23 protein-coding genes and 1 tRNA gene are annotated in these 26766 nt (G+C 64.3%); 15 read left to right on the forward strand and 9 right to left on the reverse strand.

The features are described 5' to 3' along the window. Position 1: 1 nt before the first annotated feature. From GLW01_RS15550 to pgi, 8 genes are all read left to right on the forward strand, one after another. Positions 2-178, forward strand: coding sequence for a hypothetical protein (locus GLW01_RS15550; RefSeq protein ID WP_192497396.1), 177 nt, complete (start codon positions 2-4; stop codon positions 176-178). After that, positions 168-3128, forward strand: a complete 2961-nt coding sequence (locus GLW01_RS14735; RefSeq protein WP_160899571.1) for an ATP-binding protein — start codon at positions 168-170, stop codon at positions 3126-3128. Before GLW01_RS15550 ends, GLW01_RS14735 begins: the two co-directional genes overlap by 11 nt. Further along, positions 3125-4540: a sigma-54-dependent transcriptional regulator gene (locus GLW01_RS14740; RefSeq protein WP_160899572.1), complete on the forward strand. Its 1416-nt coding sequence runs from the start codon at positions 3125-3127 to the stop codon at positions 4538-4540. Before GLW01_RS14735 ends, GLW01_RS14740 begins: the two co-directional genes overlap by 4 nt. A gap of 548 nt (positions 4541-5088) precedes the next feature. Continuing rightward, the gene (gene pcnB / locus GLW01_RS14745) at positions 5089-6450 is read left to right on the forward strand and encodes a polynucleotide adenylyltransferase PcnB (protein WP_160899573.1); all 1362 of its coding nucleotides are present in this window, start codon (positions 5089-5091) and stop codon (positions 6448-6450) included. After that, positions 6447-6935, forward strand: a complete 489-nt coding sequence (gene folK / locus GLW01_RS14750; protein ID WP_160899574.1) for a 2-amino-4-hydroxy-6-hydroxymethyldihydropteridine diphosphokinase — start codon at positions 6447-6449, stop codon at positions 6933-6935. The genes pcnB and folK (GLW01_RS14750) overlap by 4 nt, the downstream gene beginning before the upstream one ends. 53 nt (positions 6936-6988) lie before the next feature. Then, the gene (gene panB, locus GLW01_RS14755) at positions 6989-7783 is read left to right on the forward strand and encodes a 3-methyl-2-oxobutanoate hydroxymethyltransferase (protein WP_160899575.1); all 795 of its coding nucleotides are present in this window, start codon (positions 6989-6991) and stop codon (positions 7781-7783) included. Then, positions 7780-8637 carry a pantoate--beta-alanine ligase gene (gene panC, locus GLW01_RS14760; RefSeq protein WP_160899576.1) on the forward strand — a complete coding sequence of 286 codons (858 nt, stop codon included), beginning with the start codon at positions 7780-7782 and terminating at the stop codon, positions 8635-8637. Before panB ends, panC begins: the two co-directional genes overlap by 4 nt. Positions 8638-8658: 21 nt before the next feature. Next, positions 8659-10341 (forward strand): glucose-6-phosphate isomerase, encoded by a 1683-nt coding sequence (pgi, locus tag GLW01_RS14765; protein ID WP_340162466.1) that lies wholly within the window; start codon positions 8659-8661, stop codon positions 10339-10341. On the opposite strand, the gene folK (GLW01_RS14770) is transcribed toward pgi, so the two are convergent. Together folK (GLW01_RS14770) and folB are read right to left on the reverse strand one after the other, a co-directional pair. Beyond that, on the reverse strand, positions 10327-10839 hold the full coding sequence (folK, locus tag GLW01_RS14770; protein ID WP_160899577.1) for a 2-amino-4-hydroxy-6-hydroxymethyldihydropteridine diphosphokinase: 513 nt from the start codon (positions 10837-10839) through the stop codon (positions 10327-10329). The two genes, pgi and folK (GLW01_RS14770), sit on opposite strands and share 15 nt — an antisense overlap. Next, positions 10836-11192: a dihydroneopterin aldolase gene (gene folB / locus GLW01_RS14775; RefSeq protein WP_160899578.1), complete on the reverse strand. Its 357-nt coding sequence runs from the start codon at positions 11190-11192 to the stop codon at positions 10836-10838. Before folB ends, folK (GLW01_RS14770) begins: the two co-directional genes overlap by 4 nt. Before the next feature lie 57 nt (positions 11193-11249). Here folB and plsY point away from each other — a divergent pair, with 57 nt between their 5' ends. Next, positions 11250-11831, forward strand: a complete 582-nt coding sequence (plsY, locus tag GLW01_RS14780) for a glycerol-3-phosphate 1-O-acyltransferase PlsY (RefSeq protein WP_151441462.1) — start codon at positions 11250-11252, stop codon at positions 11829-11831. 3 nt (positions 11832-11834) lie between these two features. On the opposite strand, the gene tsaD is transcribed toward plsY, so the two are convergent. Beyond that, positions 11835-12896, reverse strand: a complete 1062-nt coding sequence (gene tsaD, locus GLW01_RS14785; RefSeq protein WP_160899579.1) for a tRNA (adenosine(37)-N6)-threonylcarbamoyltransferase complex transferase subunit TsaD — start codon at positions 12894-12896, stop codon at positions 11835-11837. A 158-nt stretch (positions 12897-13054) separates the two neighbouring features. Between tsaD and rpsU the strand changes: the two genes are divergently transcribed. The 5 genes from rpsU (at position 13055) to GLW01_RS14810 (ending at position 18238) form a co-directional block, all read left to right on the forward strand. Continuing rightward, positions 13055-13270 carry a 30S ribosomal protein S21 gene (gene rpsU / locus GLW01_RS14790; protein WP_077529332.1) on the forward strand — a complete coding sequence of 72 codons (216 nt, stop codon included), beginning with the start codon at positions 13055-13057 and terminating at the stop codon, positions 13268-13270. Positions 13271-13321: 51 nt separating this feature from the next. Then, positions 13322-15064: a DNA primase gene (gene dnaG / locus GLW01_RS14795; RefSeq protein WP_151441464.1), complete on the forward strand. Its 1743-nt coding sequence runs from the start codon at positions 13322-13324 to the stop codon at positions 15062-15064. 163 nt (positions 15065-15227) lie between these two features. Continuing rightward, complete coding sequence (gene rpoD / locus GLW01_RS14800; RefSeq protein ID WP_151441465.1) at positions 15228-17078, forward strand: RNA polymerase sigma factor RpoD; 1851 nt, start codon at positions 15228-15230, stop codon at positions 17076-17078. A 57-nt stretch (positions 17079-17135) separates the two neighbouring features. After that, positions 17136-17212, forward strand: a tRNA-Ile gene (locus GLW01_RS14805). Positions 17213-17293: 81 nt separating this feature from the next. Beyond that, complete coding sequence (locus GLW01_RS14810; protein WP_160899580.1) at positions 17294-18238, forward strand: DMT family transporter; 945 nt, start codon at positions 17294-17296, stop codon at positions 18236-18238. A 25-nt stretch (positions 18239-18263) separates the two neighbouring features. On the opposite strand, the gene GLW01_RS14815 is transcribed toward GLW01_RS14810, so the two are convergent. After that, on the reverse strand, positions 18264-19889 hold the full coding sequence (locus GLW01_RS14815) for an acyl-CoA synthetase (RefSeq protein ID WP_160899581.1): 1626 nt from the start codon (positions 19887-19889) through the stop codon (positions 18264-18266). 154 nt (positions 19890-20043) lie between these two features. Further along, a complete protein-coding gene (locus GLW01_RS14820; protein ID WP_160899582.1) occupies positions 20044-22557 on the reverse strand; it encodes an acyl-CoA dehydrogenase in 2514 nt (837 codons plus the stop codon). 166 nt (positions 22558-22723) lie between these two features. Here GLW01_RS14820 and rfaH point away from each other — a divergent pair, with 166 nt between their 5' ends. After that, positions 22724-23206, forward strand: a complete 483-nt coding sequence (rfaH, locus tag GLW01_RS14825; protein WP_151441469.1) for a transcription/translation regulatory transformer protein RfaH — start codon at positions 22724-22726, stop codon at positions 23204-23206. Between the two features lie 13 nt (positions 23207-23219). Here rfaH and GLW01_RS14830 read toward each other — a convergent pair whose 3' ends face one another. The 4 genes from GLW01_RS14830 to GLW01_RS14845 are packed head-to-tail and all read right to left on the reverse strand — an operon-like array spanning position 23220 to position 26723. Continuing rightward, positions 23220-23972 (reverse strand): pteridine reductase, encoded by a 753-nt coding sequence (locus tag GLW01_RS14830; RefSeq protein ID WP_151441470.1) that lies wholly within the window; start codon positions 23970-23972, stop codon positions 23220-23222. Then, on the reverse strand, positions 23965-25074 hold the full coding sequence (locus GLW01_RS14835; protein ID WP_160899583.1) for a multifunctional CCA tRNA nucleotidyl transferase/2'3'-cyclic phosphodiesterase/2'nucleotidase/phosphatase: 1110 nt from the start codon (positions 25072-25074) through the stop codon (positions 23965-23967). The genes GLW01_RS14830 and GLW01_RS14835 overlap by 8 nt, the downstream gene beginning before the upstream one ends. After that, positions 25074-25544 (reverse strand): tRNA (uridine(34)/cytosine(34)/5-carboxymethylaminomethyluridine(34)-2'-O)-methyltransferase TrmL, encoded by a 471-nt coding sequence (gene trmL, locus GLW01_RS14840; RefSeq protein WP_160899584.1) that lies wholly within the window; start codon positions 25542-25544, stop codon positions 25074-25076. The genes GLW01_RS14835 and trmL overlap by 1 nt, the downstream gene beginning before the upstream one ends. Further along, positions 25545-26723, reverse strand: a complete 1179-nt coding sequence (locus GLW01_RS14845; RefSeq protein ID WP_160899585.1) for an acetyl-CoA C-acetyltransferase — start codon at positions 26721-26723, stop codon at positions 25545-25547. Positions 26724-26766: the final 43 nt, after the last annotated feature.

Here is a 26766-nt window from a genome sequence, read left to right on the forward strand (position 1 = left end):
CATGTACATCTATCGTCTGGTCTTCCTGCTGGTACTGGCCATCTACATTTTCTCGCCCGACATCATGGACTGGTGGGTCGATCCCGGCAGCGCGTGGTACCAGCCGTTCGGGGTCTGGCTCGCCCTGATCGCCCTCGCCTTCTGGCTCGATCACCGGAGGGACGGCGATGAGCTTTAGTGTGCCAACGCTGCTGCTGATCAGTGCCCTCTACCTGGCGATTCTGTTCGCCATAGCACACGCCACGGACCGCAACTGGCTGCCCCGGCACTGGACCCATCACCCACTGGTGTACGTGCTGAGCCTGGGCGTTTATGCCGGAGCCTGGGCGGTCTTCGGGGCTGTGGGCATGGCCTACAGCTTCGGATACGGGTACCTGGCCTACTACCTGGGGCTCTGCGGCGCCTTTCTGTTGGGGCCAGTGCTGCTGCACCCGATCCTCAGGCTGGCGCGCGGCTACCAGCTCAGCTCGATGGCGGACCTGTTCACCTTCCGGTACCGCTCCCAGTGGGCGGGTACGCTGGTAACACTGTGCTCCGGCATCGCCATCCTCTCACTGCTCAGCCTGCAGATGCAGGCCATGGCCGGCGCCATCCAGACCCTGGCCCCCGATGCCAGCCGCTGGTTCAGCGCCACCCTCTTCGCGGTTCTGGCAGCCGTGTTCACCGCACTCTTCGGTGCCCGCCGCAGCCAGGGCGTGGAGCGCAATGAAGGGCTGGTCATGGCCATGGCCTTCGAGGCACTGGTCAAACTGCTTGCCCTGGGCAGCATCGCGGTCATCCTGCTGTTCAGCGTTTTCAACGGTCCGGCGGGACTGGAGACCTGGCTCCAGGGCCAGAGCCACCAGGTCAGCGCCCTGGAGCGCCGCCTCAGTGACGGCAACTGGCGCGCCCTGCTGCTGATTTCCTTTGCGGCCGCCCTGGTCATGCCGCACATGTTCCACATGACCTTCACCCAGAACCCGAGCCCCCGTGCCCTGGCGCGCGCCAGCTGGGGGCTGCCCCTCTACCTGCTGCTCCTGGCCCTGCCGGTTCCCATCGTCCTCTGGAGCGCCCGCGCCCTCGGGGTCGCTGGCAGCCCGGACCTGTTCGCCGTCAGCCTGGGCGTGGTGCTGGAGTCACCGCTGCTGGCCACACTCGCCTACCTGGCCGGCCTGTCCGCCGCCAGCGCGCTGACGATCGTCCTGACCCTGGCGCTGTCCGGCATGCTTCTCAACCACCTGGTGCTTCCGCTGCGCTCACCACCGGAAAACCGCAGCATCTACACCTGGCTCCAGAGCGTGCGCCGCCTCCTGATCCTGGCGATCATCCTGGCGGCCCTGCTCTTCCACGCCCTGATAGGCCGCCATCTCGCGCTGGACAGCCTGGGCCTGATCGCCCTGACCGGGGTGCTCCAGCTCCTGCCGGGGGTGCTGGCCGTCATCTACTGGCCCGAGGGCAACCGCAAGGGCGTGATCAGCGGCATCATCGCGGGCATGCTGGTCTGGTTCGCGGGGCTGGTACTGCCGTTCACCACCGGCATTGCCCCCAGTGACTGGCTGGGTCTCCACCTGATGCAGCCCTCGGACATCGACAGCTGGCACGTGCCCACCTTCATGGCGTTGAGCATCAATGTCCTGGTGTTCGCGCTGACCTCCATGCTCACCGGCACCAGCAACGGCGAGGCCCGCGCCGCGGAATCCTGCAGCATCGGGGCCATGGCACGCCCGCCACGGCGGGAGCTGGAAGCCACCTCCTCCGACGAGTTCAAGTCCCAGCTCACGGTGCCACTGGGCAACGAGGTGGCTACCCGGGAAGTGGAGCGGGCCCTGGATCAGCTCGACCTGCCGGCCTCAGAGAGCAGGCCCTACCCGCTGCGCCGGCTGCGCGACCAGCTCGAAGTCAACCTCTCAGGGCTGCTCGGGCCGGCCATCGCCCAGGACATTGTTCAGCGCCATCTCGGCTTCAAGCCCCAGAGCGGTTCCCAGGAACCGCAGCACGACATCCAGTTCGTGGAAGTGGCCCTGGAGGACTACAAGAGCCGGCTGACCGGCCTCGCCGCCGAGCTGGACAGCCTGCGCCGCCATTACCGCCAGATCCTGCAGAACCTCCCCATTGCTGCCTGCTCACTGGGCAGCGACCATGAGATCCTGATGTGGAACCATGCCATGGAGACACTCACCGGTATTGCGGCGGACCGCACCGTAGGCGCCACCCTGGGAGCGTTGCCGGACCCCTGGCGGGAACTGCTCGGCAGCTTCCATCACAGCGAGGCCCAGCACCAGAACCGCCGGCAGGTCGAGCTGGGTGGCCAGCCGCACTGGTTCAACCTGCACCAGAGTGACATTGCCGGTCCCGGCCACCCCGAGGGCGGTACCGTGATCCTGGTGGAGGACCAGACCGAGACACGGCGGCTGGAAGAGGAGCTGATCCACAGCGAACGACTGGCCTCCGTTGGGCGACTGGCCGCAGGCGTGGCCCATGAAGTGGGTAATCCGGTAACAGGGATCGCCTGCCTGGCCCAGAACCTGAAGCTGGAAACCGAGGCGCCCGGCGTACTGGAGACCGCCGATGAGATCCTGAGCCAGACCAACCGGATATCCAGCATCCAGCAGTCGCTGATGAACTTCGCACGCGCCGGCCAGGACGGCGTAAGCAACCCCCATGCACCGGTACGCATACGGCGCTGCGTGGATGAAGCCATCCACCTGCTGTCACTGGCGGACCGCGAATCCCCGAGCCCCTACCGCAACCACTGCGACACCGGGCTGATGATCGACGGTGACGAACAGCGTCTGGTCCAGGTCTTCGTCAATCTGCTCTCCAACGCCCGGGACGCGGCGCCCGAAGGCACGGAGATCCCGATAGACGCCCGCCGGGTGGCAGCCAGCGTGGAGGTGAGCGTCACCGATGAAGGCGACGGCATAGCCAGCAGCGACCTGGATCACATCTTCGACCCCTTCTACACCACCAAGGGGCCGGATCGCGGCACCGGACTCGGGCTTTCCCTTGTCTACAGCATCGTGGAGGAACATCATGGCACCATCAGTGTCGAGAGCCCGGCCAGTGCGGAGACGGGACGTGGAACCCGGTTCGTGCTGCGTTTTCCCGAAGCCCACCCGACGAACGAGACAACGGATCAGCCATCATGAGTCGCATACTCATTGTTGAGGACGAAGCGGTCATCCGCTCGGCCCTGGAAAAACTGCTGACCCACAACGGCTATGAGGCCGAGGGGGCGGACTCCATTGCCGACGCAACGGCGCGGTTCGACCTGAACCACTTCCAGCTGATCATCACGGACCTGCGTCTGCCGGGCGAGCCGGGCACCGACCTGATCCACCGGGCACCGGACGTGCCCGTGCTCATCATGACCAGCTATGCCAGCCTGCGCTCAGCCGTGGATGCCATGAAACTCGGCGCTGTGGATTACATCGCCAAACCCTTCGATCATGGTGAAATGCTCGAATGCGTGGGGCGGATCCTGGCACAGCATTCCGAACCGGAGAACACGCCCGGCCCAGAGAGGGGCAATGGCTCGAACACCGATCCCTCGCACTTCATGTATGGCGACTGCCCGGCCATGCAGCGTGTTTTCCACCTGCTCCGCAAGGTCGCGCCCACGGACACCACCGTGCTGATCATCGGCGAATCCGGCACCGGCAAGGAGCTCGCCGCCCAGGCCCTGCACAACCTTAACCGCCGCGCGCCCTGGAAGCTCATCTCGGTCAACTGCGCCGCCATTCCCGAGGCCCTGATCGAATCCGAGCTCTTCGGCCACGAGAAAGGCGCCTTCACCGGTGCCGTCTCCGCCCGTACGGGCCTGATCGAGGCCGCGGACGGCGGCACCCTCTTCCTCGATGAAATCGGTGAATTGCCCGCCGAGGCCCAGGCCAGGCTTCTAAGAGTGCTTCAGGAGGGCGAGATCCGGCGCGTTGGCTCAACCCAGAGCCGGAAGGTGGACGTCCGGATGGTGGCCGCCACCCACCGCAACCTCAAGGCCATGACGCGTACCGGTGAATTCCGGGAAGACCTGTTCTACCGCCTTAACGTCATGCAGATCCGGTTGCCGCCACTGCGCGACCGGGAAGACGACATCCTGGGGCTGGCGAAACGCTTCCTGGAGCAGATCGGCGGCCGCATGACCCACCGCGGTTACACCTTCTCGCCGGAAGCCATGCAGCTGATCAAGCGTTACCGCTGGCCCGGAAACGTCCGCGAGATGGAGAACGCCATCGAGCGCGCCGTGATCCTGGCGGATGGCGAAGTCATCACCCCGGAGCTTCTGGACCTGGATGCGGAAGACGAGGAACCCGCCATCTCCACCGGGCTGGTGGGCGCCGACCAGCCCGCCGAGCCCCATGGCCGTGAGGAGGACGCGCCCTCGGACCTGTCCCTCGAAGACTACTTCCAGCACTTCGTGCTGGAGAACCAGGACCGGATGAGCGAAACCGAACTGGCCCAGAAACTGGGAATCAGCCGTAAATCCCTCTGGGAACGGCGTCAGCGCCTGGGCATTCCCCGCAAGAAATCCGGCGCACCGGGTTCCAGTGCCAGCCACTGACGGACTGCGCGCCACTGTTACCCACTGTTACCGTCCGAAACGCTGCTCCGTAGAACACAAAATGTGAGTAACAGTTCACGCCTTCACATTAATCCCTGTTCAGACCTTACCCCTTCGTAACTCCTTGTCTTAAAAAGGGGTAAAAATTCTGGCACGGCATCTGCTTACTTCAGCCCAAACAAGAAAAAGCGCCCAACAAAAACAAGAACGCGCACTCACAAGGCAGCAGCCCAACAACAAGAACAAGCTGCCCCAAGGGCTCAAAAACAATAATGAATGCCCTTCGAACTGAGTGTTTTGGCAGCCGAGCTTTTTAGCGGCCATTCCGCTCTCTGTTGCAAAAACGTTCCGTTCGTCGAAAACAGTCGAGCGCCGATAACAAGAACAACAATGCACGCCGAATAACAATAAAAACACTGTCAGACTGAATCCTGTTTCGGGGCTGCCTTCGGGCGGCCCCGTTTTGATTCCGCCCTCCGGACTCGCGCCAGCCCGCTTGAATCGTTACACTCGCGCTTTCGGGTCAGACAGAATCAGCAAGAGACTCCATGGCGAGACGTTTTCTGGAACGGGTACAGAACTGGCTGAGCCAGCTCGGCGGGCAGAACGGGACCGCTCCCCATGAACCCCGCATCATTTCGCGCGACGAACACAACATCTCACGCCAGAACATCAGCGAGTCCGCGAAGAAGGTGCTGCACCGGCTGAATCGCTCCGGGCACGAAGCCTATCTGGTCGGTGGCGGTGTGCGTGACCTGCTCCTTGACGGTCACCCCAAGGACTTCGACATCGCGACCAGCGCCACCCCCGAGCAGGTGCACGAGCTGTTCCGCAACTCGCGCCTGATCGGCCGGCGCTTCAAGCTGGTCCATGTGCTTTTCGGGCGCGAGGTCATTGAAGTGACCACCTTCCGCGGCTCGCCCAAGGACGCGGATAACGACCCACACATGGATGTGAACGACCAGGGCCGGCTGCTGCGCGACAACGTCTACGGCACCCGCGAAGAGGACGCGCTCCGGCGCGACTTCACGGTCAACGCGCTCTATTACGACATCCGGGATTTCACCGTCCACGACTACGCCGGCGGCGTGAAGGACCTGCACAACCGCCAGCTGCGGCTGATCGGTGACCCGGTCACACGCTACCAGGAAGACCCCGTGCGCATGCTCCGGGCGGTGCGTTTCGCCGCCAAGCTGGACTTCACCATCGCCGAGGATACCGCCCAGCCGATCCGTGAGATGAGTTACCTGCTGGAGGACATCCCGCCGGCCCGGCTGTTCGAGGAAGTGCTCAAGCTCTTCACCGCCGGCCAGGGTGAGACCACCTACGGCATGCTGAAGCGCTTTGACCTGTTCGCACCCCTGTTCCCGGAATCCGCCAGGGCCATCGCCGAGGGCGAGCCGGACGGCGTGATCCGGGAAGCACTGGCCAGCACCGATCGCCGGGTCCGCCAGAACAAACCCATAACCCCCTATTTCCTGTATGCGGCACTGCTCTGGCCGGCTCTGCAGCAGGCCTGGCGCCAGGAGGAGGCGGAAACCGACCAGCCGCCCTACCAGGCACTGCAGCAGGCGGCCGGCGAGACCATCCAGAACCAGACCCAGGCCACCGCCATCCCCAAGCGCTTCAGTACCCCGATGCGCGAGATCTGGGAGCTGCAGCTGCGGCTGGACAAGCGCAGCGGCAAGCGCGCGGACCGACTGCTGGAGCACCCCCGCTTCCGGGCTGCCTATGACTTCCTGCTGGTACGCGAGGCCGCCGGCGAGGACACCCAGGGCCTGGGCGCCTGGTGGACGGAATACCAGGATGCCGATGCCGACCGGCGCCGTGAAATGCTCCGCGCCCTGGGAGGCGGGGGCAAGAAACGCAGCGGCCGTAAGCGCCGCAAGCCCGCACGGAACAACTCATGAGCGTGACCGCCTGGATCGGCCTTGGCAGCAACCTGGACAGTCCCCTGCAGCAGCTGCACCTGGCTCTGGAAGCACTTCACCAGCTGCCGGAGACCACCCTGGCGGATGCGTCGCCCATCTACCGCAGCAGCCCCGTTGGCCCATCAGACCAGCCGGACTTCCTCAACATGGCGGCCAGGCTCGACACCGACCTGGACGCCACCACACTGCTGAAGCAGCTGCTGCGCATCGAGGACGCGCAGGGCCGGACCCGCACCCGCGTATGGGGCCCCAGGGTGCTGGACCTCGACCTGCTGCTCTATGGCCGCGAGACCATCACGCAGCCCGAGCTCACCGTCCCCCACCCGGAAATTCCCAACCGGGATTTCGTGCTGCGCCCACTGCTGGACCTGGACCCGGACCTGAGCCTGCCCGATGGGCGACGCATCGACGACCTGCTCCGCGAATGCCCGGATAACGGCCTGACGCCCGTCACGCTTGCCTGAACACAGAGCCCGCTTTACCCTTGGCAGGATCCAAACGGAATCGGGAGCCGCTCATGAGCACCACCATCCAGTCGCTGCGGGACTACCGCGAGAAAGGGCAGAAGTTCAGCTGCCTGACCGCCTATGACGCCACCTTTGCGGGCCTGCTCAGCGACTGCGGCATTGACGTGCAGCTGGTGGGCGATTCGCTGGGCATGGTGCTCCAGGGCCGCGAGAGTACTGTGCCCGTGAGCATGGAGGACATGGTCTACCACACCGAATGCGTTGCCAGGGCCCAGCCCGAATCGCTGGTCATGACGGACCTGCCCTTCATGAGCTACGCCACCACCGGGCAATGCCTGCACAACGCCGCCCGCCTTATGCAGGCCGGGGCCCAGATGGTGAAGATCGAGGGCACGGACTGGATGGCCGAAAGCGTGCGCCAGCTGACCGAGCGCGGCGTGCCCGTCTGTGCCCACCTCGGCCTGACGCCCCAGTTCATCAACAAGCTGGGCGGTTACCGCGTCCAGGGCAAAGGGGCTGAAGCGGCTGAACGCATGGTCGCCCATGCCCGCCGCCTGGTCGAGGCCGGGGCGGACGTGATTCTGCTTGAGTGCGTCACGTCCTCACTGGGAACCCGCATCACCCGCGAGGTGGGCGTGCCGGTGATCGGCATTGGCGCCGGCCCCGATACCGATGGCCAGGTACTGGTCCTGCAGGACATTCTCGGCATCAGCCGTGGCCATAAGCCCCGGTTCGTGAAAGACTTCCTGCAGGAGGGCGGCTCCGTGGAGGGCGCCGTACGCGCCTACGATCAGGCCGTCAAGAACGGCGAATTCCCCGACAGCAAACACAGTTTCAGCGGATGAAAACCGTCCATACCGTCTCCGATCTCAGATCCGAACTCAGAGCCCACCGGGACGCCGGGGCACGCATCGCGCTGGTGCCCACCATGGGCAACCTGCACCCCGGCCATCTGGCCCTGGTCGAGGAAGCCCGCCAGCAGGCGGACATTGTGGTCACCAGCATCTTCGTGAACCCGCTGCAGTTCGGGCCCAACGAGGATCTCGACAGCTACCCGCGCACGCTCGCGGAGGACCAGGAAAAGCTTGAGTCCCGGGGCAACGACCTGGTGTTCGCCCCCAGCGTACGCGAGGTCTACCCCAACGGCATCGAGTACCACACCCACATCACCGTGCCGGTGATCACGGAGCTGCACTGCGGGGCCAGTCGCCCCGGGCACTTCACCGGCGTCGCGACCGTGGTCACACTGCTGTTCAACATGGTCCAGCCGGATCTGGCGGTTTTCGGTGAGAAGGACTTCCAGCAGCTGGCCGTCATCCGCAAGCTCACGCGCGACCTGTGCCTGCCCATGGAGATTATGGGCGCGCCCACCTACCGTGAATCGGACGGGCTGGCCATGAGTTCACGCAACAACTACCTCAGTGAACGTGATCGTGAGCGGGCAGTGCGCCTGTACCAGATGCTGTGCTGGGCGCGGAACGCCATCCAGGAGGGTCGCCGCGATTACAGCACCCTCTCGGATGAGGCCATCCGGACGCTCGACAGCGAAGGCTTTCATCCGGACTACTTCAACATCGTCAACACCGACACTCTGGAGCCGGCAAACCACGAGGACACCCGGATCACCATTCTCGCTGCCGCCTGGCTGGGGCAGACACGGCTGATCGACAACCTCAGCCTGACCCTCGATAACAACTGAATCGCTCAGGGAGACGAGCCAGTGACCGAGCAACAATCCCTGCCACCACTCACGGAAACGCCCGAGTGGTCCGCGCTGATGAATCACCGGGCACAGCTGGAAGGCCTGCCCCTGAAGGATCTCTTCCAACAGGACGCTCAGCGCTACCCACGCATGACGCTCGAGGCCGCCGGCCTCATCCTGGATTACTCCCGCAACCGCGTAACCGACCAGACCCTCGGTCTGCTGGCAGACCTGGCCCGGGGGCGTGGTCTGCCGGAACGGGTGAACGCGCTGTTCCGTGGCGAACAACTCAACACCACGGAAAAGCGGCCCGCCCTTCACACCGCACTGCGTCAACCACAGGACCAGCCGGTCCAGGTGGACGGAGAGAACATCATGCCCGCCATCCAGGCGACCCTGGAGCGCATGGAGGTCTTCACCAACGCCGTCCGCAGCGGCGAGTGGCGAGGCATGAACGGCGACACCATCACGGACGTGGTCAGCATCGGCATCGGCGGCTCCTATCTGGGGCCGCTGACGGCAACAGAAGCCCTGACGCCCTTCCAGTCCGAACATCCACGCTGCCACTACGTCGCCAATGTGGACGGCAGCGACATCCGGGAGGCCCTGGCCGGACTCAACCCCGCGACCACCCTGTTCCTGGTCCAGTCCAAGTCTTTCACCACCCAGGAAACCCTAGCCAACGCCCGCGTGGCACGCCAATGGTTCCTGGACGGCGGCGGCACCGAAACCACCGTCCAGCACCATTTCGCCGCCGTTACCGCCAATGCGGACCGTGCCCGGGATTTCGGCATCGCCGGGGACAGCATCTTCCCCATGTGGGACTGGGTCGGCGGGCGCTATTCCCTGTGGTCGGCCATTGGCCTGCCGGTTGCCCTGGCCGTGGGCATGCCGCGATTCCGGGAGCTTCTGGCCGGCGCCCATGCCATGGATCAACACTTCCAGCAGGCGCCACCGGAACAGAACATGCCCATGCTCATGGGACTGATGGGGCTGTGGTATATGCACGGCTTCGGCGCGGAATCCCAGGCCGTTATCCCCTACGACCACTACCTGCGCCACCTTCCGGAGCACCTCCAGCAGCTGGACATGGAGAGCAACGGCAAGAGCGTATGCCTGGACGGCAGCCCGGTCAGCCACCACACCGGCCCCGTCATCTGGGGCGGCCCCGGGGTCAACGGCCAGCATGCCTACCACCAGCTGCTGCACCAGGGCACGCGGCTGGTGCCGGTGGATTTCATCCTGCCACTGACCAGCCACAACCCCGTGGATGGCCATCACGCCATGCTGGCGGCCAACTGCCTCGCCCAGGCCCGCGCCCTCATGCTCGGGCGCACGGAACAGGAAGTGCGCGCAGCGATGATCGCGGAAGGTATGGCGGAAGACGAGGCCCAGCGCCTGGCACCCCATCGGGCCATCCCCGGCAACCGCCCCAGTAACCTGCTCACCATGGAGCGGCTGGAACCGGCCACGCTGGGCGCACTGATTGCACTGTACGAACACCGGACCTTTGTCCAGGCAGCCATCTGGCGTATCAATCCGTTTGATCAGTGGGGGGTTGAACTGGGGAAGGAAATCGGTGGGCAGATCCTGCCCGCCCTGAACGGTGAGCCAGAGACCGACATGACGTTCGACAGCGCTACTGCCGGCCAGATTGCCCGTTTCCGGGCGGCACAGGGCAGCGCTTCAGGTTCGCGGTGAGATCCGCCGGCCCTGCCAGTGGAAATCGATGGGCCAGAGGCGCTGGTCTCGCTCGTAGGACTGCCACAGGTCCGCGTAGCGCTCCCCGCTGACCGGATGCCGTTCATCCGGCGCAATCTCGGCCAGGGGCTGCAGCACAAAGGCGTTACTCAGGATTTCGGAGCGGGGAAGCTCCACGCCATCAATGGTACCCACCAGAGCGCCATAGGTAAGCACATCCAGATCCAGGGTCCGGGAGCTGAAGCGGGGCCGGTTGCGCTCCCGGCCATTGTCATCCTCGACCTGCTTGAGCCATTCCGCCAGCGGCCCCACGGGTTCGTCGGTGTTCAGGGCAACCACGAGGTTCAGGAAGTTCTCACCCTCAAAGCCCACTGCCTCGCTCTCATAGACAGAGGAGATGGCCAGCTCGCCGAAGCGGGCTGAAAGGGCATCCAGCGCGGCGCGGACGTTCACCACGGTGTTCTGGTTGGAGCCGATACTGATGTAGACCCGATTCATTCACCTTCTCCCCGTTCCACCACCACGCCCACGGCCTCAGCCCCGGGAACGGCGCCGGGCTTGCGCAGCACAATACGCCGATAGCCGACGCCGAAATCATCCGCAAGCATGGCCGCGAGCCGCTCCGCCGCCGTTTCGAGCAGGCGGAACCGCCCTTCCCTGAGGCACTGCGCCACGGCTTCAGACACCGCTGCGTAGTCCAGTGCCAGTGTCAGGTCGTCCCCGGCGGCCGGCGCGCGATTATCCCAGCGGAGCTCCAGATCCACAAGCAGACGCTGGGTCACCGCCCGCTCCCAGTCCAGGACGCCGATCACAGCGTCAACGGCCAGCCGCTCAATGAAAACGCTATCCATTCCAACTCCCGGGTTGATCCATTATCCTGAAGGCCCGATTACGGTTCAGGGCCTTCGATGGAACTGCTGTTCGCACTCTTGCTTTGTGCACTGGGCTACCTCAGTGGCTCGATCCTGTTCGCGCCCCTGGTCTGCCAGCTGCTCAATGCACCGCCGCCCCACCTCTATGGCTCCCGAAATCCCGGCGCCACCAATGTGTACCGGATTGCCGGCCCGGGGCCGGCCGGGCTCACGCTGCTGGGCGACGCCCTCAAGGGCTGGGCCCCGGTTACCCTGGCCCAGTACCTGGACGTCAGCCCCGCTACCCAGGCGGCGGTTGCCCTGGCCGCTATAGCCGGGCACATGCTGCCGGCGTTTTCGCGCTTCCGGGGCGGCAAGGGCGTTGCCACCACCCTTGGGACAGGGCTGGCGCTGGCCGCCGGCACCATTCTCGCCATGGCGCTCATCTGGCTGCTTGTCTTCCGGCAGTGGCGCATCGCCTCACTGGCGTCCATCATCGCCGCCGGCAGCGGTCCGATTATCGCGTTCCTGCTCAACCCTCCCCATACCGGGCTCTTCCTCATCATTGCCCTGGTGTTGTTCGTCCGTCACCGGGACAACCTGGTCCGCCTGGCACAGGGCAGCGAACACCACCTCTGAGGATCATGCCGTCTGGCGCAGCCCCTCGAGGCGGACTTCCTCCAGCCCGGGCAGTTCGGTCAGGGGCCAACGCGGAACGGCCAGCATCTCAGTGCCATCCCGCTGCCCCGCAACCAGCCGCTCATGGCCGGCGTAGGCGATCATCGCACCGTTGTCCGTGCAGAAGTCCAGGCGCGGGAAGAACAGTTCCGCCTGATGGCTTTTCTCAAGCGCTGTCAGCCGCTCCCGCAGCGCCCGGTTGGCACCGACACCACCCGCCACCACCAGACGCCGCACTCCAGTCTGCTCCATAGCCCGGCGACATTTGATCGCCAGCGTATCCACCACGGCCTGCTCGAAAGCCAGGGCTATATCCGCACGCAGGGTCTCATCCGCACCGTCCGGGCCCGCTTCGTCACGCAGCGTGTTGCGGGTGTAGGTCTTGAGGCCACTGAAACTGAAATCCAGGCCGGGCTTGCTGGTCATCGGCCGCGGAAAGCGGAAGCGCCCCGGCGTCCCCGAAAGCGCCATCTTTGCCACTGCCGGCCCACCCGGGTAGCCCAGCCCCAGCATGCGCGCCGCCTTGTCGAACGCCTCGCCGGCTGCATCGTCCACTGACTCGCCCAGAAGCTCGTAACGCCCGAGCGCCTCGACCTTCACAAGCTGGGTATGCCCACCGGAGACCAGCAGGGCTATAAAGGGGAACGCCGGCGCCCGCTCCTCCAGCATGGGGGCCAGCAGGTGCCCCTCCATGTGATGGACGCCAAGCACCGGCACATCCAGCCCGCGAGCCAGGCCATGCGCAAAAGTGCTGCCCACCAGCAGCGCACCGATCAGCCCCGGGCCCGCCGTGTAGGCAATGGCATCAATGCCCTCCCGGCCACAGCCGGCCTCATCAAGGACGCGCTCACACAGCGGCAGCAACCGACGGATGTGATCGCGGGACGCCAATTCCGGCACCACGCCACCGTAGGCGGCATGCGCCGCCACCTGGCTGTGCAGGGCGTGGGCAATCAGGCCATCGTCGCCGTCGTAGAGGGCAATGCCGGTTTCGTCGCAGGAGGTTTCTATACCGAGTACGCGCATGATCACCGCTTCCTGAAGAACGGGGCATAGTGTACCAGAGCGGAAAGCCACACCCTCTCTTTACAGTAGCGGATCGAATGCGTAGACTTGCGGATCCTGAAAAGGCAGTGCCTTTAGAGCATCAATCTGACAACGGATTTTAAGGTAGGTGATTTCGCATGCCCGCTGTGAAAGTGAGAGATAACGAACCGTTTGACGTGGCGCTTCGCCGCTTCAAGCGCTCCTGTGAAAAAGCGGGGGTTCTTTCGGAAGTGCGTCGTCGTGAGCACTATGAGAAGCCCACCGAGGTGCGCAAGCGCAAGCGAGCCGCAGCGGTGAAGCGTCATCTCAAGAAACTGCAGCGTGAACAGAAGCGTTTCGAACGCTATTACTGATCACCCGGACGCCCGCCTCGCGCGGGCGTTCCTGCTTTGGGGCCCGGAAGCATGGCCGGCATGATCCCCCAGACCTTCATTGAGACCCTGCGCGACCGGGTCGATCTGGCTGAAATCATTGGCCAGCGCATCCCGCTGAAGAAATCCGGCGGCAACTACAAAGCCTGTTGCCCGTTCCACGACGAACGCACTCCCTCGTTCAACGTCCGCCCGGACAAGGGTTTCTACCACTGTTTCGGCTGTGGTGCCCATGGCGACGCCATCGCGTTCCTGCAGGAATACGAGAACCAGAGTTTCACTGAAGCCGTCGAGGCACTGGCCGCCCACCTGGGTCTTGAAGTGCCCTATGACCAGGCGACCCGTGAAACCATGAAGCGCAGCCAGAGCCTGACCGGTGCCCTTGAGGAAGCCACCCGTTTCTACCGCAATGCACTCCGGGAGCATCCATGGAGCAGCCTGGCCCGGGACTACCTGGCCAATCGCGGTGTCAGCGAAGACATGATTGAGCGCTTCGCCCTGGGGTTCGCGCCACCGGAAGGCGACGCCCTCGCCAAACGCGTGAATGGTGAAACCCGCAGCGCCCTGCTCACGGTCAAGGCCCTGAACGAGCGTAACGGCCAGGTCCGGGATCTATTCCGCAACCGGCTGATGTTCCCCATCCGCAACACGAGGGGCCGCACGGTTGCCTTCGGCGGGCGCACTCTGGGCGATGACAAGGCCAAGTACATCAATTCGCCGGAATCCGAGGTCTACCACAAGAGCCGTGAGATCTACGGGCTCTACGAGGCCCGCCAGGCCTCGCGCCAGCTGGATTCACTGCTGGTTGTGGAAGGCTACATGGACGTCATCGCCCTGGCGCAGATGGGCATCAACAATGCCGTGGCCGCCTCCGGCACCGCCACCAACGAAGAGAGCCTCCAGACCCTGCTCCGCGCCTCACACCATCTGATCTTCTGTTTTGACGGCGACACCGCCGGCCATCGCGCTGCGGACAGGGCCATGGAAAACCTTCTGGGCATGCTTGAGGACGGCATGCACATCCAGTTCCTGATGCTGCCGGAAGGCGAGGACCCGGATTCACTGGTGCGTACTGAAGGGGGAGAGGCGTTTACGCGGCGCATGGAAGCCGCCACGCCCCTGTCGCGCATGCTGTTCGAGCGCCAGGGTGAAGGCCTGGACCTGAGCCAGGCCGAACACCGGGGCGAGCTGCGCAGCCGCGTGGAGCCCATGCTCCGGCGCATGCCCCGGTCCGCCATCCGGGATGCGCTCTGGGAAGAACTCCAGCGCCTCACCCGCCGCCCACCCGGTGGTCGCGGCGACAGGCGCGGCAACAGTTCCGACCAACCCCACCATGGCCAGCCGCAACACGCCAGCCAGCCGGCCATGGCGCTGGACCGTGATACCCTCCTGGCTCTGGCGCTCTATTACGAGCCACCGCTGGCCACCGAGGTGACGGCCGTACCGCAGGCAGCCAGTCACTACCCTTGCGCCCAGTCATTCGCGCAATGGATCCTCGAGAGCGGGATCGAGACGCGCAGTACCCTGCTGGCGGAAATGGCTTTCTCCGCCCCGGCCCGGGAGCGCTTCGCGGGCCTGTTCAACCGTATTGAGCATTTCCCGGAACACGAACCACTGCTTGCGGATGCCCGGCATATGCTCGGGCGGGCACGCTCACGCCAACAGGCCCGACAGGCCAGCGAGATACTGGCCGGACGCAAGCCCAGTGAGCTCACCGAAGACGAACGCCAGGAGCTCCAGCGCCTGCGCGAGAACCGCCTGCGGGATACACACTGACACCGAACATTGAAATCCAGAGGTGTCGTCCCCAGATTAGCCGGGCAGCTGGTGGCCGAAGTGACAGCCGATAGCGGAATCCACTGACTGGCAGAATGGATGACTCGTGGCTATAATGCTCGATTCATCTTGCCCCAGACAATACCGAGCCCAAAGGGTGACTATGTCAGCCAACTCCCAGAAATCGCGACTCAAGGATCTCATTGCTCGTGGCAAGGAGCAGGGATACCTGACCTACGCCGAAGTCAATGACCACCTGCCGGAGGATATCGCTGATCCGGATCAGGTGGAAGACATCATCCAGATGATCAATGACATGGGCATCCAGGTGACCGAAGAAGCCCCGGACGCCGATGACCTGCTGATCACCGATGGTGATTCCTCCGCGGACGAAGCCGCCGCCGCCGAAGCCGCCGCCGCACTGGCAGCCGTGGAGAGTGACGCCGGGCGCACCACCGACCCGGTCCGCATGTACATGCGCGAGATGGGCTCCGTGGAACTGCTCACCCGTGAGGGCGAGATCGTCATCGCCAAGCGCATCGAGGAAGGCATCCGCGATGTGATGGCCGCCGTTGCCCACTTCCCGGGCACCGTCGCCGCCGTCATCAACAACTACGACAATATTGTCGAGAACGAAGGCCGCATCAGCGACCTGGTCTCCGGCTACCTCGACCCCGAAGGCGAGGAACCCCAGTTCCCTGCGGCCGAGACTCCGGAGCCCGCCTCGGAAGCCACGGCAAGCGCCGAAGGAGAGGCAGAGGAAGACGAAGAGGACGAGGCCGAGGAAAGCTCCGACGGCGGCCCGGATCCGGAGGAAACCCGCCAGCGTTTCGATATGCTGCGGGACCGCCTGAACACCGCTATGGACGCCGTGACCAAACACGGCCGCTCCAGCGAGGAAGCCCAGAAGGCACTGGAAGAGCTCGGCAGGGTCTTCGCGCCCTTCAAGCTGAGCAATCGCCATTTTGACGAGATGGTCAACGTCGTACGCTCCACCAACGACATGGTGCGCCAGCACGAACGCAGCGTTATGGCCATCTGCGTGCAGGAATGCGGCATGCCGCGCCGTGAGTTCATCAAGCAGTTCCCGGGTAACGAGACCAACCTCAACTGGGCCGAGGAGCTGGGCAGCAGCGATCGCAAGTACGCCAAGGCCATTGGTGAGCGCGCCAACGACATCGTGCGCCTGCAGAAGAAGATCGCCAACGTCGAGGAAGGCGTGGGCCTGGATGTCAGCGACATCAAGGAGATCAACCGCCGCGTTTCCATCGGCGAGGCCAAGGCCCGCCGTGCCAAGAAGGAAATGGTGGAGGCCAACCTGCGCCTGGTGATCTCGATTGCGAAGAAGTACACCAACCGCGGCCTGCAGTTCCTGGACCTGATCCAGGAAGGTAACATCGGCCTGATGAAGGCGGTGGACAAGTTCGAATACCGCCGCGGCTACAAGTTCTCGACTTACGCCACCTGGTGGATCCGGCAGGCGATCACCCGCTCCATCGCGGACCAGGCGCGGACCATCCGTATCCCGGTCCACATGATCGAGACCATCAACAAGCTCAACCGCGTTTCCCGCCAGATGCTGCAGGAGATGGGCCGCGAACCGACCCCGGAAGAGCTTGGTGAGCGCATGGACATGCCCGAGGACAAGATCCGCAAGGTGCTCAAGATCGCCAAGGAACCGATCTCCATGGAGACCCCCATCGGCGACGATGAGGACTCACACCTGGGCGACTTCATCGAGGACATCCTGGCACTGTCGCCGGTGGACTCGGCCACGGCTGAAGGCCTGAGCGAAGCGACCAAGGGTGTGCTCTCCGGGCTGACCGCGCGCGAGGCCAAGGTGCTGCGCATGCGCTTCGGCATCGAGATGAACACCGACCACACCCTCGAGGAAGTCGGCAAGCAGTTCGATGTGACCCGCGAGCGCATCCGCCAGATCGAAGCCAAGGCGCTGCGCAAGCTGCGTCACCCCTCCCGCTCCGATCACCTGCGCAGCTTCATCGACGAAGGCTGACCCGGGTGGCGGGCGCCAGCTGCTCCGGCTAGAATGGCGCCCTCACCTCCCCTTTCCGGGCCTGTAGCTCAGTTGGTCAGAGCAGAGAACTCATAATTCTTTGGTCGCTGGTTCGAGTCCAGCCAGGCCCACCATTTATTCATACCCAATCTGAACCTCTATCGCCGCTTTTAGTTCCATGAAGCAGGGAGCTTGCGGATTATAGGAACGCATCCATGAACCCGACAGATACTTCCCAATGGCGCGGTCTGTTCTGGATGAGCGTCGCGGTCCTGACCATTCCCGCCTCTGATGCCATCGCCAAAGTCCTTGGGCAGACGCTCTCAATCGGTCAGGTCACCACGACGCGTTTCATGATCCAGTGCCTGCTGCTCCTGCCTCTGTGGCTGTGGTGGCGCCACAGGAATGTCCGGCTTCAGGGACTCAAGCTCAGGGACTGGTGGCTTGGCGGCCTGGTTGCTTCCGCTGTTCTGTTCCTGTTCTGGGGGCTAAGCTATCTGCCGCTGGCGAACAATATCGCCATTTTCTTTGTCGAGCCACTGATTCTGGTCCTGTTCTCAAAGTGGTTCCTGAAAGAGAGGGTTTCTCCTCGGCGCTGGATTGCGGTCACTGTCGGGTTGCTCGGCGCACTGGTCGTAATCCGTCCCAACATCGAGGCCTACGGCTGGGCCACGGTTCTGCCACTGCTCGCGGCCACCGCCTACGCGGCCTACCTGACATCAACGCGCGCACTGCGGGAGAGTGCCGATCCCAGCCACTGGGCAGAGGCCGCCAACGGTCTTCAGAAGTCGGTCCGGCTGCAGCTGATGATCAGCCTCACTGCGTCGGTGCTAATGCTCATGCTGATGGGAATCGGGCAGACGCTGACCCCGGCCCTGACCGGGGTGCAGTGGCCAACAGCCCATGAATGGGGCCTGCTTATTCTGCTGGGTGCGCTGGCCGCGTTTGCCCATGTGCTTATTGCCCTGGCATTCACCCATGCCAGCGCCAGTATCCTGGCGCCGGTCCAGTACCTGGAGATACTGGGGGCAGTGTTCTTCGGGTGGTGGCTTTTCCAGGAATGGCCCGACGCGCTAACCTTTGTCGGCGCTGCGATCATTATCGGCTCCGGGCTCTACATCGCCATGGAAAAACCACACCCCGCCGTTATCCAGGACTGAAGAGGAATCCTCGCGAATACCCGCTTCAGGCCTCTTTCGCCTGCTGGCGCAGCACAAACTTCTGCACCTTTCCGGTGGAGGTCTTGGGAAGCTCCTCAAAGATCACTTTCTTCGGGGCCTTGAATCGGGCCAGGTGCTCGCGGCAGTAGCTGATGATGGCCTCCTCGCTCACCTCACCGGCCTCCGGCTTGAGAGTGACAAAGGCGCAGGGTGTTTCGCCCCACTTCTCGTCCGGGCGGGCCACAACCGCTGCTTCCAGGACATCCGGGTGGCTGTAGATGACACCCTCGACTTCGATGGTGGAGATGTTCTCGCCTCCCGATATGATGATGTCCTTGAGGCGGTCCTTAATCTCGATATAGCCGTCCTCGTGCCATACGGCAAGGTCGCCGGTGTGATACCACCCCCCGCGGAAGGCCTCTTCCGTTGCACTCGGGTTTTTCAGATAGCCCTTCATCACGGTGTTACCGCGCAGGCAGATCTCCCCCACCGTCTCACCGTCCCGGGCGACCGGCTCCATGGTCTCGGTGTCAGCAACCATCAGCCCCTGAAGCGTTGGGTAACGAACCCCCTGCCGGGCTTTCAGTGCGGCGCGCTTTTCCAGGGGCAGATCATCCCACTCCGGGTTCCAGGCACAGACTGTGACCGGGCCGTACACTTCCGTGAGGCCATAAACATGCGTGATGTCGATGCCCATTGCCTCGACAGCACCAATCACACTGGCCGGGGGTGCGGCGCCGGCGGTCATGGCCTGAACCCGGTGACTCAGACTCTCGCGCGCTTCTTCCGGGAGGTTGAGGAGCGTGTTCAGAATGATCGGCGCCCCGCACATGTGGGTTACCCCGTGGTCGCTGATCAACTGCAGTATCGTTTCAGCCTCCACACGGCGCAGGCACACATGGGTACCGCCCAATGCGGTCACCGTCCATGGAAAACACCAGCCGTTGCAGTGGAACATCGGCAGTGTCCACAGATAGACCGGGCGCTCGCCCATGGACCATACAGCCTGATTACCCAACGCATTCTGGAAAGCACCACGGTGATGGTAGACCACCCCCTTGGGGTTACCTGTGGTCCCGGAGGTGTAGTTCAGGGATATCGCATCCCACTCATCCTCCGGCAGTGACCATTCAAAGTCCGGATCGCCCTCGGCGAGCAACGCCTCATAGTTCAGCTCGGTAACCGGATCGCCTCCGCCGAGTTCCGGGTCATTCACGTCCACCAGAAGGGGCGGTTTTTCAAGCTTAGCAACCGCCTCCCGGATCACTGGCGTGAACTCCCTGTCCACCAGGAGCACCTTCGCCTCACCATGCTCCAGCATATAGGCAATCGCATCAGCATCGAGGCGGATGTTGAGCGTGTTCAGAACCGCCCCAATCATGGGCACCCCGAAGTGGGCTTCCAGCATCTCCGGAATATTCGGCAGCATCGCGGCCACCGTCTCACCACGACCAATACCACGCCCCTGAAGAGCAGAGGCCAGGCGTCGGCAGCGGCTGTAGGTCTCCTGCCAGTCACGCTGGATGGGGCCGTGGATAACCGCAGTGCTGTCAGGGTACACATCCGCACTGCGTGCAATGAAATCGACGGGTGAAAGCGGGCTGTGATTGGCTCCGGTCTGTGGCAGGGATTGATCAAAGATCGATGTCATGGTGCGTTCCTCGGGTGTTTCCGGGTGAGCGATACAGCTGTTGCCGGAAAACTAACGATCCCGCACGCAGGAGAGTATTAGACGATGGTCGCATTGCAGGACCACCGCGGGGCTGCCCCTGCGGGAACGCTCCCCGCAGGCGCCCCGGACACCATCAGTTGGTCGGTTCATCCTCCGCTTTAGGCCGCTCCACCAGCTCCAGGCGCCCAATGGAGTCCTGTGCCAGTGCCTCAATGCTCTCCTTGGAGAACGCATCCACACGGATCGTGTCGTACATCGCGGCCATGGCCTCGGAGACCTTCTGGCGCTCGGAGTCGTCCAGCAGATCCCGCTCCTGGGCCCAGTCAAGCAGTTCCTCTCGCTGGTGACCGAGCAGCATTTCAATGTCCTGGAGTTCGTCCGGGTCCGACTTGCGGATGGCATCGTTGATGCGCTTGCGGGCCGGCTCGGTTTCACGGGCCAGGCGCAGGGCATGCAGGATGCGACCGACCGGGTCTTCCGGGTTCTCGGTGTGATAGACGCCACGCGGAATCCGCTCCTTGGCGCCCCCTTCCTTCACGATGCTCAGCGCCACACGCTGGCCCAGCTCATCGTCCGGCTGGCGCAGGCGCACACCCAGCGGGAACACCAGCACCTTCAGCGGCCAGCGCAGGGGTTTGACCGGGAAGTTGGTCACGGCTGCATAGAGTGCTGTCTGGATATCGTAGAGCGAGCGCTGCAGGCTCCACTCAACCACATCACGCATCTCCTCGTTATAGCCTTCCTCATGCCACTGCTTGATGGAGGCGGAAGCGTAATAGAGCCCGACCAGAGCGTCCGTCATACGCCCGGTAAACCGCTGGCGCCCCTTGAGGCTGCCACCGAGGGTCAGCAGGCCCACGTCGGTCAGCACCGAGAAAGCGGATGCGAACCGCGACAGCTGTTGATAGTAACGCCGCAACCCCCCTTGGCCGGGCGTCGGCTGCACCAGGCCACCGGTCAGTCCCAGAACCAGGGAACGCAGCACGTTCCGGCTGGTATGGGCGATGTGGGCGAAGAAGACGCCGTCGAACGTCTGGACCGCCTTGCCGGCATCCTCCATGCCGGCTGCCTCGATCTCCTGGACGATATAGGGGTGGCAACGGATGGCGCCCTGGCCGAAGACCATCAGGCTGCGGGTCAGGATGTTGGCACCCTCTACGGTTATGGCAATGGGAATCGCCTGATAGATCCGGGCCAGGAAGTTACGCGGCCCCTTGATGACGCCACGCCCGGCCACGACATCCATGGCGTTGGTCACGACCTTGCGCATCAGGTCCGTGTTGCGGTACTTGAGCAGCGCGGACGGCACGGAGGGCTTCACGCCGCGATCCAGCATGCCGGAGGTGAAAACCCTGGCGCTGTCCATCATCCAGGTGTAACCGGCCATGGGCTCCAGCGCTTCCTGAACCCCCTCGAAGTCGCTGATGGAGCGGCCAAACTGCGCGCGCACGGAGGCGTAGGAGCCGGTGGTCAGGCAGGCCATCTTGCCGCCGCTGGTGCCCAGTGCCGGCAGTGAGATGGAACGCCCGATGGACAGGCACTCCAGCAGCATGCGCCAGCCCTGGCCGATCATCCCGCGCCCGCCGATGACCTGATCCAGCGGGATGAACACATCCTCGCCCCAGGTCGGCCCGTTCATGAAGACGGTATTCATGGGCAGATGGCGGGCTCCGTGGTTCACGCCCTCCGTGTCCGCCGGCACCATCACCGTGGTCACGCCCAGATCGTGTTCCTCGCCCAGCAGGTGGTCCGGATCATAGACCTTGATCGCCAGACCGATCAGCGTGGCCACCGGCGCCAGGGTAATGTAACGCTTGTTCCAGGTGACCTTCATGCCGAGCACTTCCTGGCCGTTCCAGTAGCCCCGGCAGATCACGCCCCGGTCCGGAATGGCACCGGCATCCGAACCGGCCACTGGTGATGTCAGGGCAAAGCAGGGCACCTCGTCGCCCTTTGCCAGGCGCGGCAGGTAGTACTGCTTCTGCTCGTCCGTGCCGTAATAGGTGATCAGCTCACCCGGGCCCAGGGAGTTGGGGACCATGACGGTAACCGCGGCCGAGACGCCCCGGGAGGCGATCTTCATGACCACCTCGGAGTGCGCGGTATTCGAGAACCCGAGCCCACCGTGCTCCTTGTCGATCACCAGGCCGAAGAAGCCCTTTTCCCGGATGAACTTCCAGGCCTCCTCCGGCAGGTCGTAACGCTCATTGGTGATGGACCAGTCGTCCAGCATGGCGCAGAGCTCATCCACCGGGCCGTCGATGAAGGCCCGTTCTTCTTCGGTGAGCTTGGGGTGAGGCAGATCCAGAAGGTGGTTCCAGTCCGGCCGGCCGGAGAACAGCTGGCCGTCCCAGTCCACGCTGCCGGCATTGAGAGCCTGCTGTTCTGTATCGGATAGCGTGGGCAGCATACCCCGGATCATGCCCAGAAGCGGGCTGCTGATGAGGCTGCGCCGCAGTGGTGATGGGATGATGACCACCAGTGTGCCCAGAAGCAGCACAGTTCCGATGAACACGCTCAGCCAGTGCCAGCTGTCCAGCCAGAACCCGATGCCCGTAGCAATAACAAGCCCAGCGGTACCGAGCCACCAGTTCGCCCCGAGATAGAGCAGAACCAGCCCTGCGAGCAGCAACAGAAGAACACTCATGATGGTCACCTCCTTTTATCCGTATACCGCACCCTTGCGGTGGATACGAACCACCATAAGCCCATCCCAGCACCTGTAAAAGGACTTTTATCAACGTCCTGCTTAACCTCGCCGGGTATTGCGCACTAGAATGGCCCCACAGTGGTAAAGGAAAGGATTTCTGCGCATGGCATGGTACGCCCTACAGCATAAACCGGCCCAGGCGGCTCGCGCGCTGGCGAACCTGGAGAACCAGGGGATCGAGTGTTTCTTCCCAGAGATTGACGTGGAAACCATCCAGCAGGGTAAGCGCCGGATGCGGCGGGAGCCCCTGTTCCGGGGGTACCTGTTCATCAACCTGGAGCTGACCGATCCGGTCTGGCACAAGCTCCGCTCCACCCGCGGCGTGGTGCGGGTTGTGAGCTTCGGTAACCGGCCGGCACCCATTGCCGATGAGGTCATCCAGGGGATCCGGGAGGGTCTGGAATCCGCAGCCGAGGCCGGGGGCATCCACAAAGGGGACAAGCTCGAGATTCTGGAAGGGCCCTTCCGGGGCCTGAACGCCGTCTTCCAGGAATACGACGGGGAAACCCGGGCGATGGTGCTGATCGATTTCCTGCAGAAACAGCACCGGGTGTCCATGAACCTGGATCAGGTCCGCCCCGGCTAGACACCGCTGTTATCTAGCCGGTCACGCTGCGCCCGCCATCCACATTCAGCACCTGCCCGGTCACATAGGGCGCATCGCAGGCCAGCCAGGCCACGGCACCGGCAATATCATCCACCTCGCCGGTGCGGTGCAGCGGCACCTGATGCAGGATCGCCTGCTGCTCCTCCTCCGGCATGGCGCCACCGCCCTCGCCTTCCGGCCACAGGATTGCCCCCGGTGCCACCCCGTTGGCCCGCACCTGCGGCGCCATATCCCTGGCCCAGGAGCGCGTCAGCGACGCCAGGGCGGCTTTCGTGGCGCAGTAAACCGGATGATCCGCCAGCGGGCGCTCGGCATGGACGTCAATCAGGTTGATGATGCAGCCACGCTGCAGCTTCAGCTCCCCAGCGAGCGCCTCAACCAGCAGCACAGGGGCGCGCAGGTTGGTGTCGACCAGGCGGCCCCACTGCTCCATGCTCAGCTCTCCCACGGGCGTGGGGAAAAACTCGGACGCATTATTCACCAGCACATCCAGCCGGGACCAGTATTCCCGTGTCTCACGGGCCAGCGTCTGGACCGCCTCCGGGTCCCGCAGATCCGCCTGCAATGCCACGGCCGAGCCGGCACGCGCAGCATTCAGCTCGGCCACCAGCGTTTCCGCATCACGGTTCCGGCTGCGGTAATGCACCACCACCCGGTATCCCCTCGCATGCAGGGCCCTTGCGGTGCCCGCGCCCAGCCGTCTTGCCGCCCCGGTCACCAGAGCCACGCCACCGTGCTCATGCATCGTCCGCTTCTCCCTCGACCACCTGTTCAATCGCCTGTCGCCGGCGGGCCGCAATAGCCTCGCCCAGCGCCTTCCCCTGGTAACCCTCTTTCATCAGGGCGCGGGGCTCCACGCCCGCGGCCCGGGAGCGGGCTTCACGCACCCGGGCCGCCGCCTGAGCATCCAGCCCACAGGCTTCCATCACCATCAGCAGCTGCTCGAAGCGCTCCGGGCGCCGCCAGGCATCCGCCTTTTCGATGAGTTTCTCCACCCAGTCCGCACTCAGCGGTCTCGGCCAGCGCGGCAGTGCCGCCGAACTCACGGCAATATCCCGGCAGCTGTTGGGAACCCGCAGCCGTTCACTGAAGGCATCGGCGGTATCCGCCTCGAGTTTCGAGCTAAGGGCGCCGAAACGTACTTCGGTGGCATCACTGATAGCCACCGCCCGCGCCAGAGCTGACAGCCCCCCTTCGCGCACCTCGAGCGGCGACGCAATCTCCGGCATCACCACAGCCAGGGCGCCGCAGGCTTCCAGGACCTCAAAGAAGACCCGGGGGCGCGCTTCGTGAAGAGCCCGCCGTGTTTCCTGCCAGACCCGTTCCGGGACCAGGTGGTCGACCTCACCTTCGACCACCATGGAGCGCATCAGGGTCATGGTCTCCTCCGCCACCTCGAACCCCATGGGGGCGAGACGCGCCGCGAACCGGGCAGTACGCAGGATGCGCAGCGGGTCCTCGGCAAAGGCCGGAGAGACATGGCGCAGCACCCGGTCGGCAAGATCCTGTTCACCCCCGAAGGGATCCACCAGATGCCCCTCCGCATCACGGGCCATGGCGTTGACCGTCAGATCCCGGCGCTTCAGGTCTTCCTCAAGCGTGACATCCGGGGCACTGTGCACCTCGAAGCCATGGTAGCCGTGGCCGCTTTTGCGCTCGGTGCGGGCCAGCGCGTATTCCTCCCGGGTCTCGGGATGGAGGAAGACGGGAAAGTCCGCCCCCACCTGCTTGTAACCAGCCGCCAGCATCTGCTCGGGCGTGGCGCCGACCACCACCCAGTCCCGGTCCTTCACCGGCTGGCCCAGAAGCCAGTCGCGCACCGCGCCGCCCACCTCGTAGACATCCATCAGGCACCCCCCTCAAAGCCGAGCTGACGCCAGGCTTCATAGACCACTACGGCCGCCGCGTTGGAGAGGTTCAGGCTGCGCCGTTCCGGCACCATCGGCAGGCGCAGCACCTGCCCCTTAGGCAGCCCGGCCAGAACGTCCTCCGGCAGACCGCGCGTCTCTGGACCGAACATCAGGGTATCCCCAGGCTGGTAGGCTGCCTGATGGTGACCATTGGTGCCTTTCGTGGAGATCCCGAAAAGCCGGCCCGACCGGATGGGCTCTGCCTCAAGGAAAGCCCTGTAGTCCTCGTGCACGGACACACTGGCGTACTCCCGGTAATCGAGCCCAGCCCGCTTCATGCGCCGATCATCCAGCTGGAAGCCCAGCGGCTGGATCAGGTGGAGACGGCAGCCGGTACTGGCCGCCAGCCGCATGATGTTGCCCGTATTGGGCGGTATCTCCGGCTCATAGAGCGCAATATTGAGCATTCAGCGCTCAACGGCCAGTGCCACGCCCATGCCGCCACCGATGCACAGTGTCGCCAGGCCACGCTGGGCCTCACGCCGGCGCATCTCGTGCAGCAGGGTCACCAGAATCCGGCAGCCGGAGGCTCCGATCGGGTGGCCCAGCGCAATGGCGCCGCCGTTGACGTTCACCCTGTCTGTATCCCAGCCAAGATCCCGGTTCACGGCAATGGCCTGGGCGGCGAACGCCTCATTGGCCTCCACCAGTTCCAGCTGGTCGATGCCCCAGCCCGCGCTGTCCAGCGCGCGGCGGGTCGCCGGGATGGGCCCGGTCCCCATGACCTCCGGCGCCACGCCGGCGTTGGCGTAACCACGGATGGTGGCCAGTGGCTCCAGGCCCAGTTCCTGAGCCTTTTCAGCGGAACAGACCACCACAGCGGCAGCCCCATCGTTCAACGCCGAGGCATTGCCCGGGGTAACGCCGCCGTCCTTCTGGAAGGCCGGCTTGAGTCCGGACAGCCCCTCGGCGGTCACGCCCGGGCGCGGGTTCTCGTCGGTGTCCACCACCTTGGGATCGCCCTTGCGCTGGGGAATGCTCACGGGGACGATCTCATCACTGAAGCGCCCGGCGTTGATGGCAGCCTCCGCCTTCTGCTGGGAGGCGGCGGCGAACTCGTCCTGCGCCTGGCGGGTAATACTGTACTCGCGGGCAATGTTCTCGGCGGTCACGCCCATGTGGTAGTCGTTGAAGGCATCCCAGAGCCCGTCCTGGATCATGGAGTCGATCAGCTGCCAGTGGCCCATCTTCTGGCCATTACGGCTGTTGGGCAGCACGTGCGGTGCCTGGCTCATGCTCTCCTGGCCGCCGGCAATGATCAGGTCGGCGTCGCCGCAGCGGATCGCCTGGGTCGCCAGGTGCAGGGACTTGAGGCCGGAACCACAGACCTTGTTGATGGTCATGGCCGGCACGGCCTCGGTGAGGCCACCCCCAATCGCCGCCTGGCGCGCCGGGTTCTGGCCGACACCGGCGGTCAGCACCTGGCCAAGGATCACCTCATCCACCTGCTCCGATGAAATACCGGTCTCACTCAGCAGCTGGCGGATAACGGTGGCGCCGAGCTGGGCCGCGCTCTGGCCGGCGAGGCCGCCCCCGAAAGTGCCCACGGCGGTACGCCGGGCAGCGGCGATGACAACATCACGCATGGTTGTATGCTCCTGTTTGCCTGTTTTGGAAGCCAGTCTACCA

It is taken from the genome of Vreelandella halophila, assembly GCF_009856365.1.
Taxonomy (GTDB): Bacteria; Pseudomonadota; Gammaproteobacteria; order Pseudomonadales; family Oleiphilaceae; genus Halospina; species Halospina utahensis_B.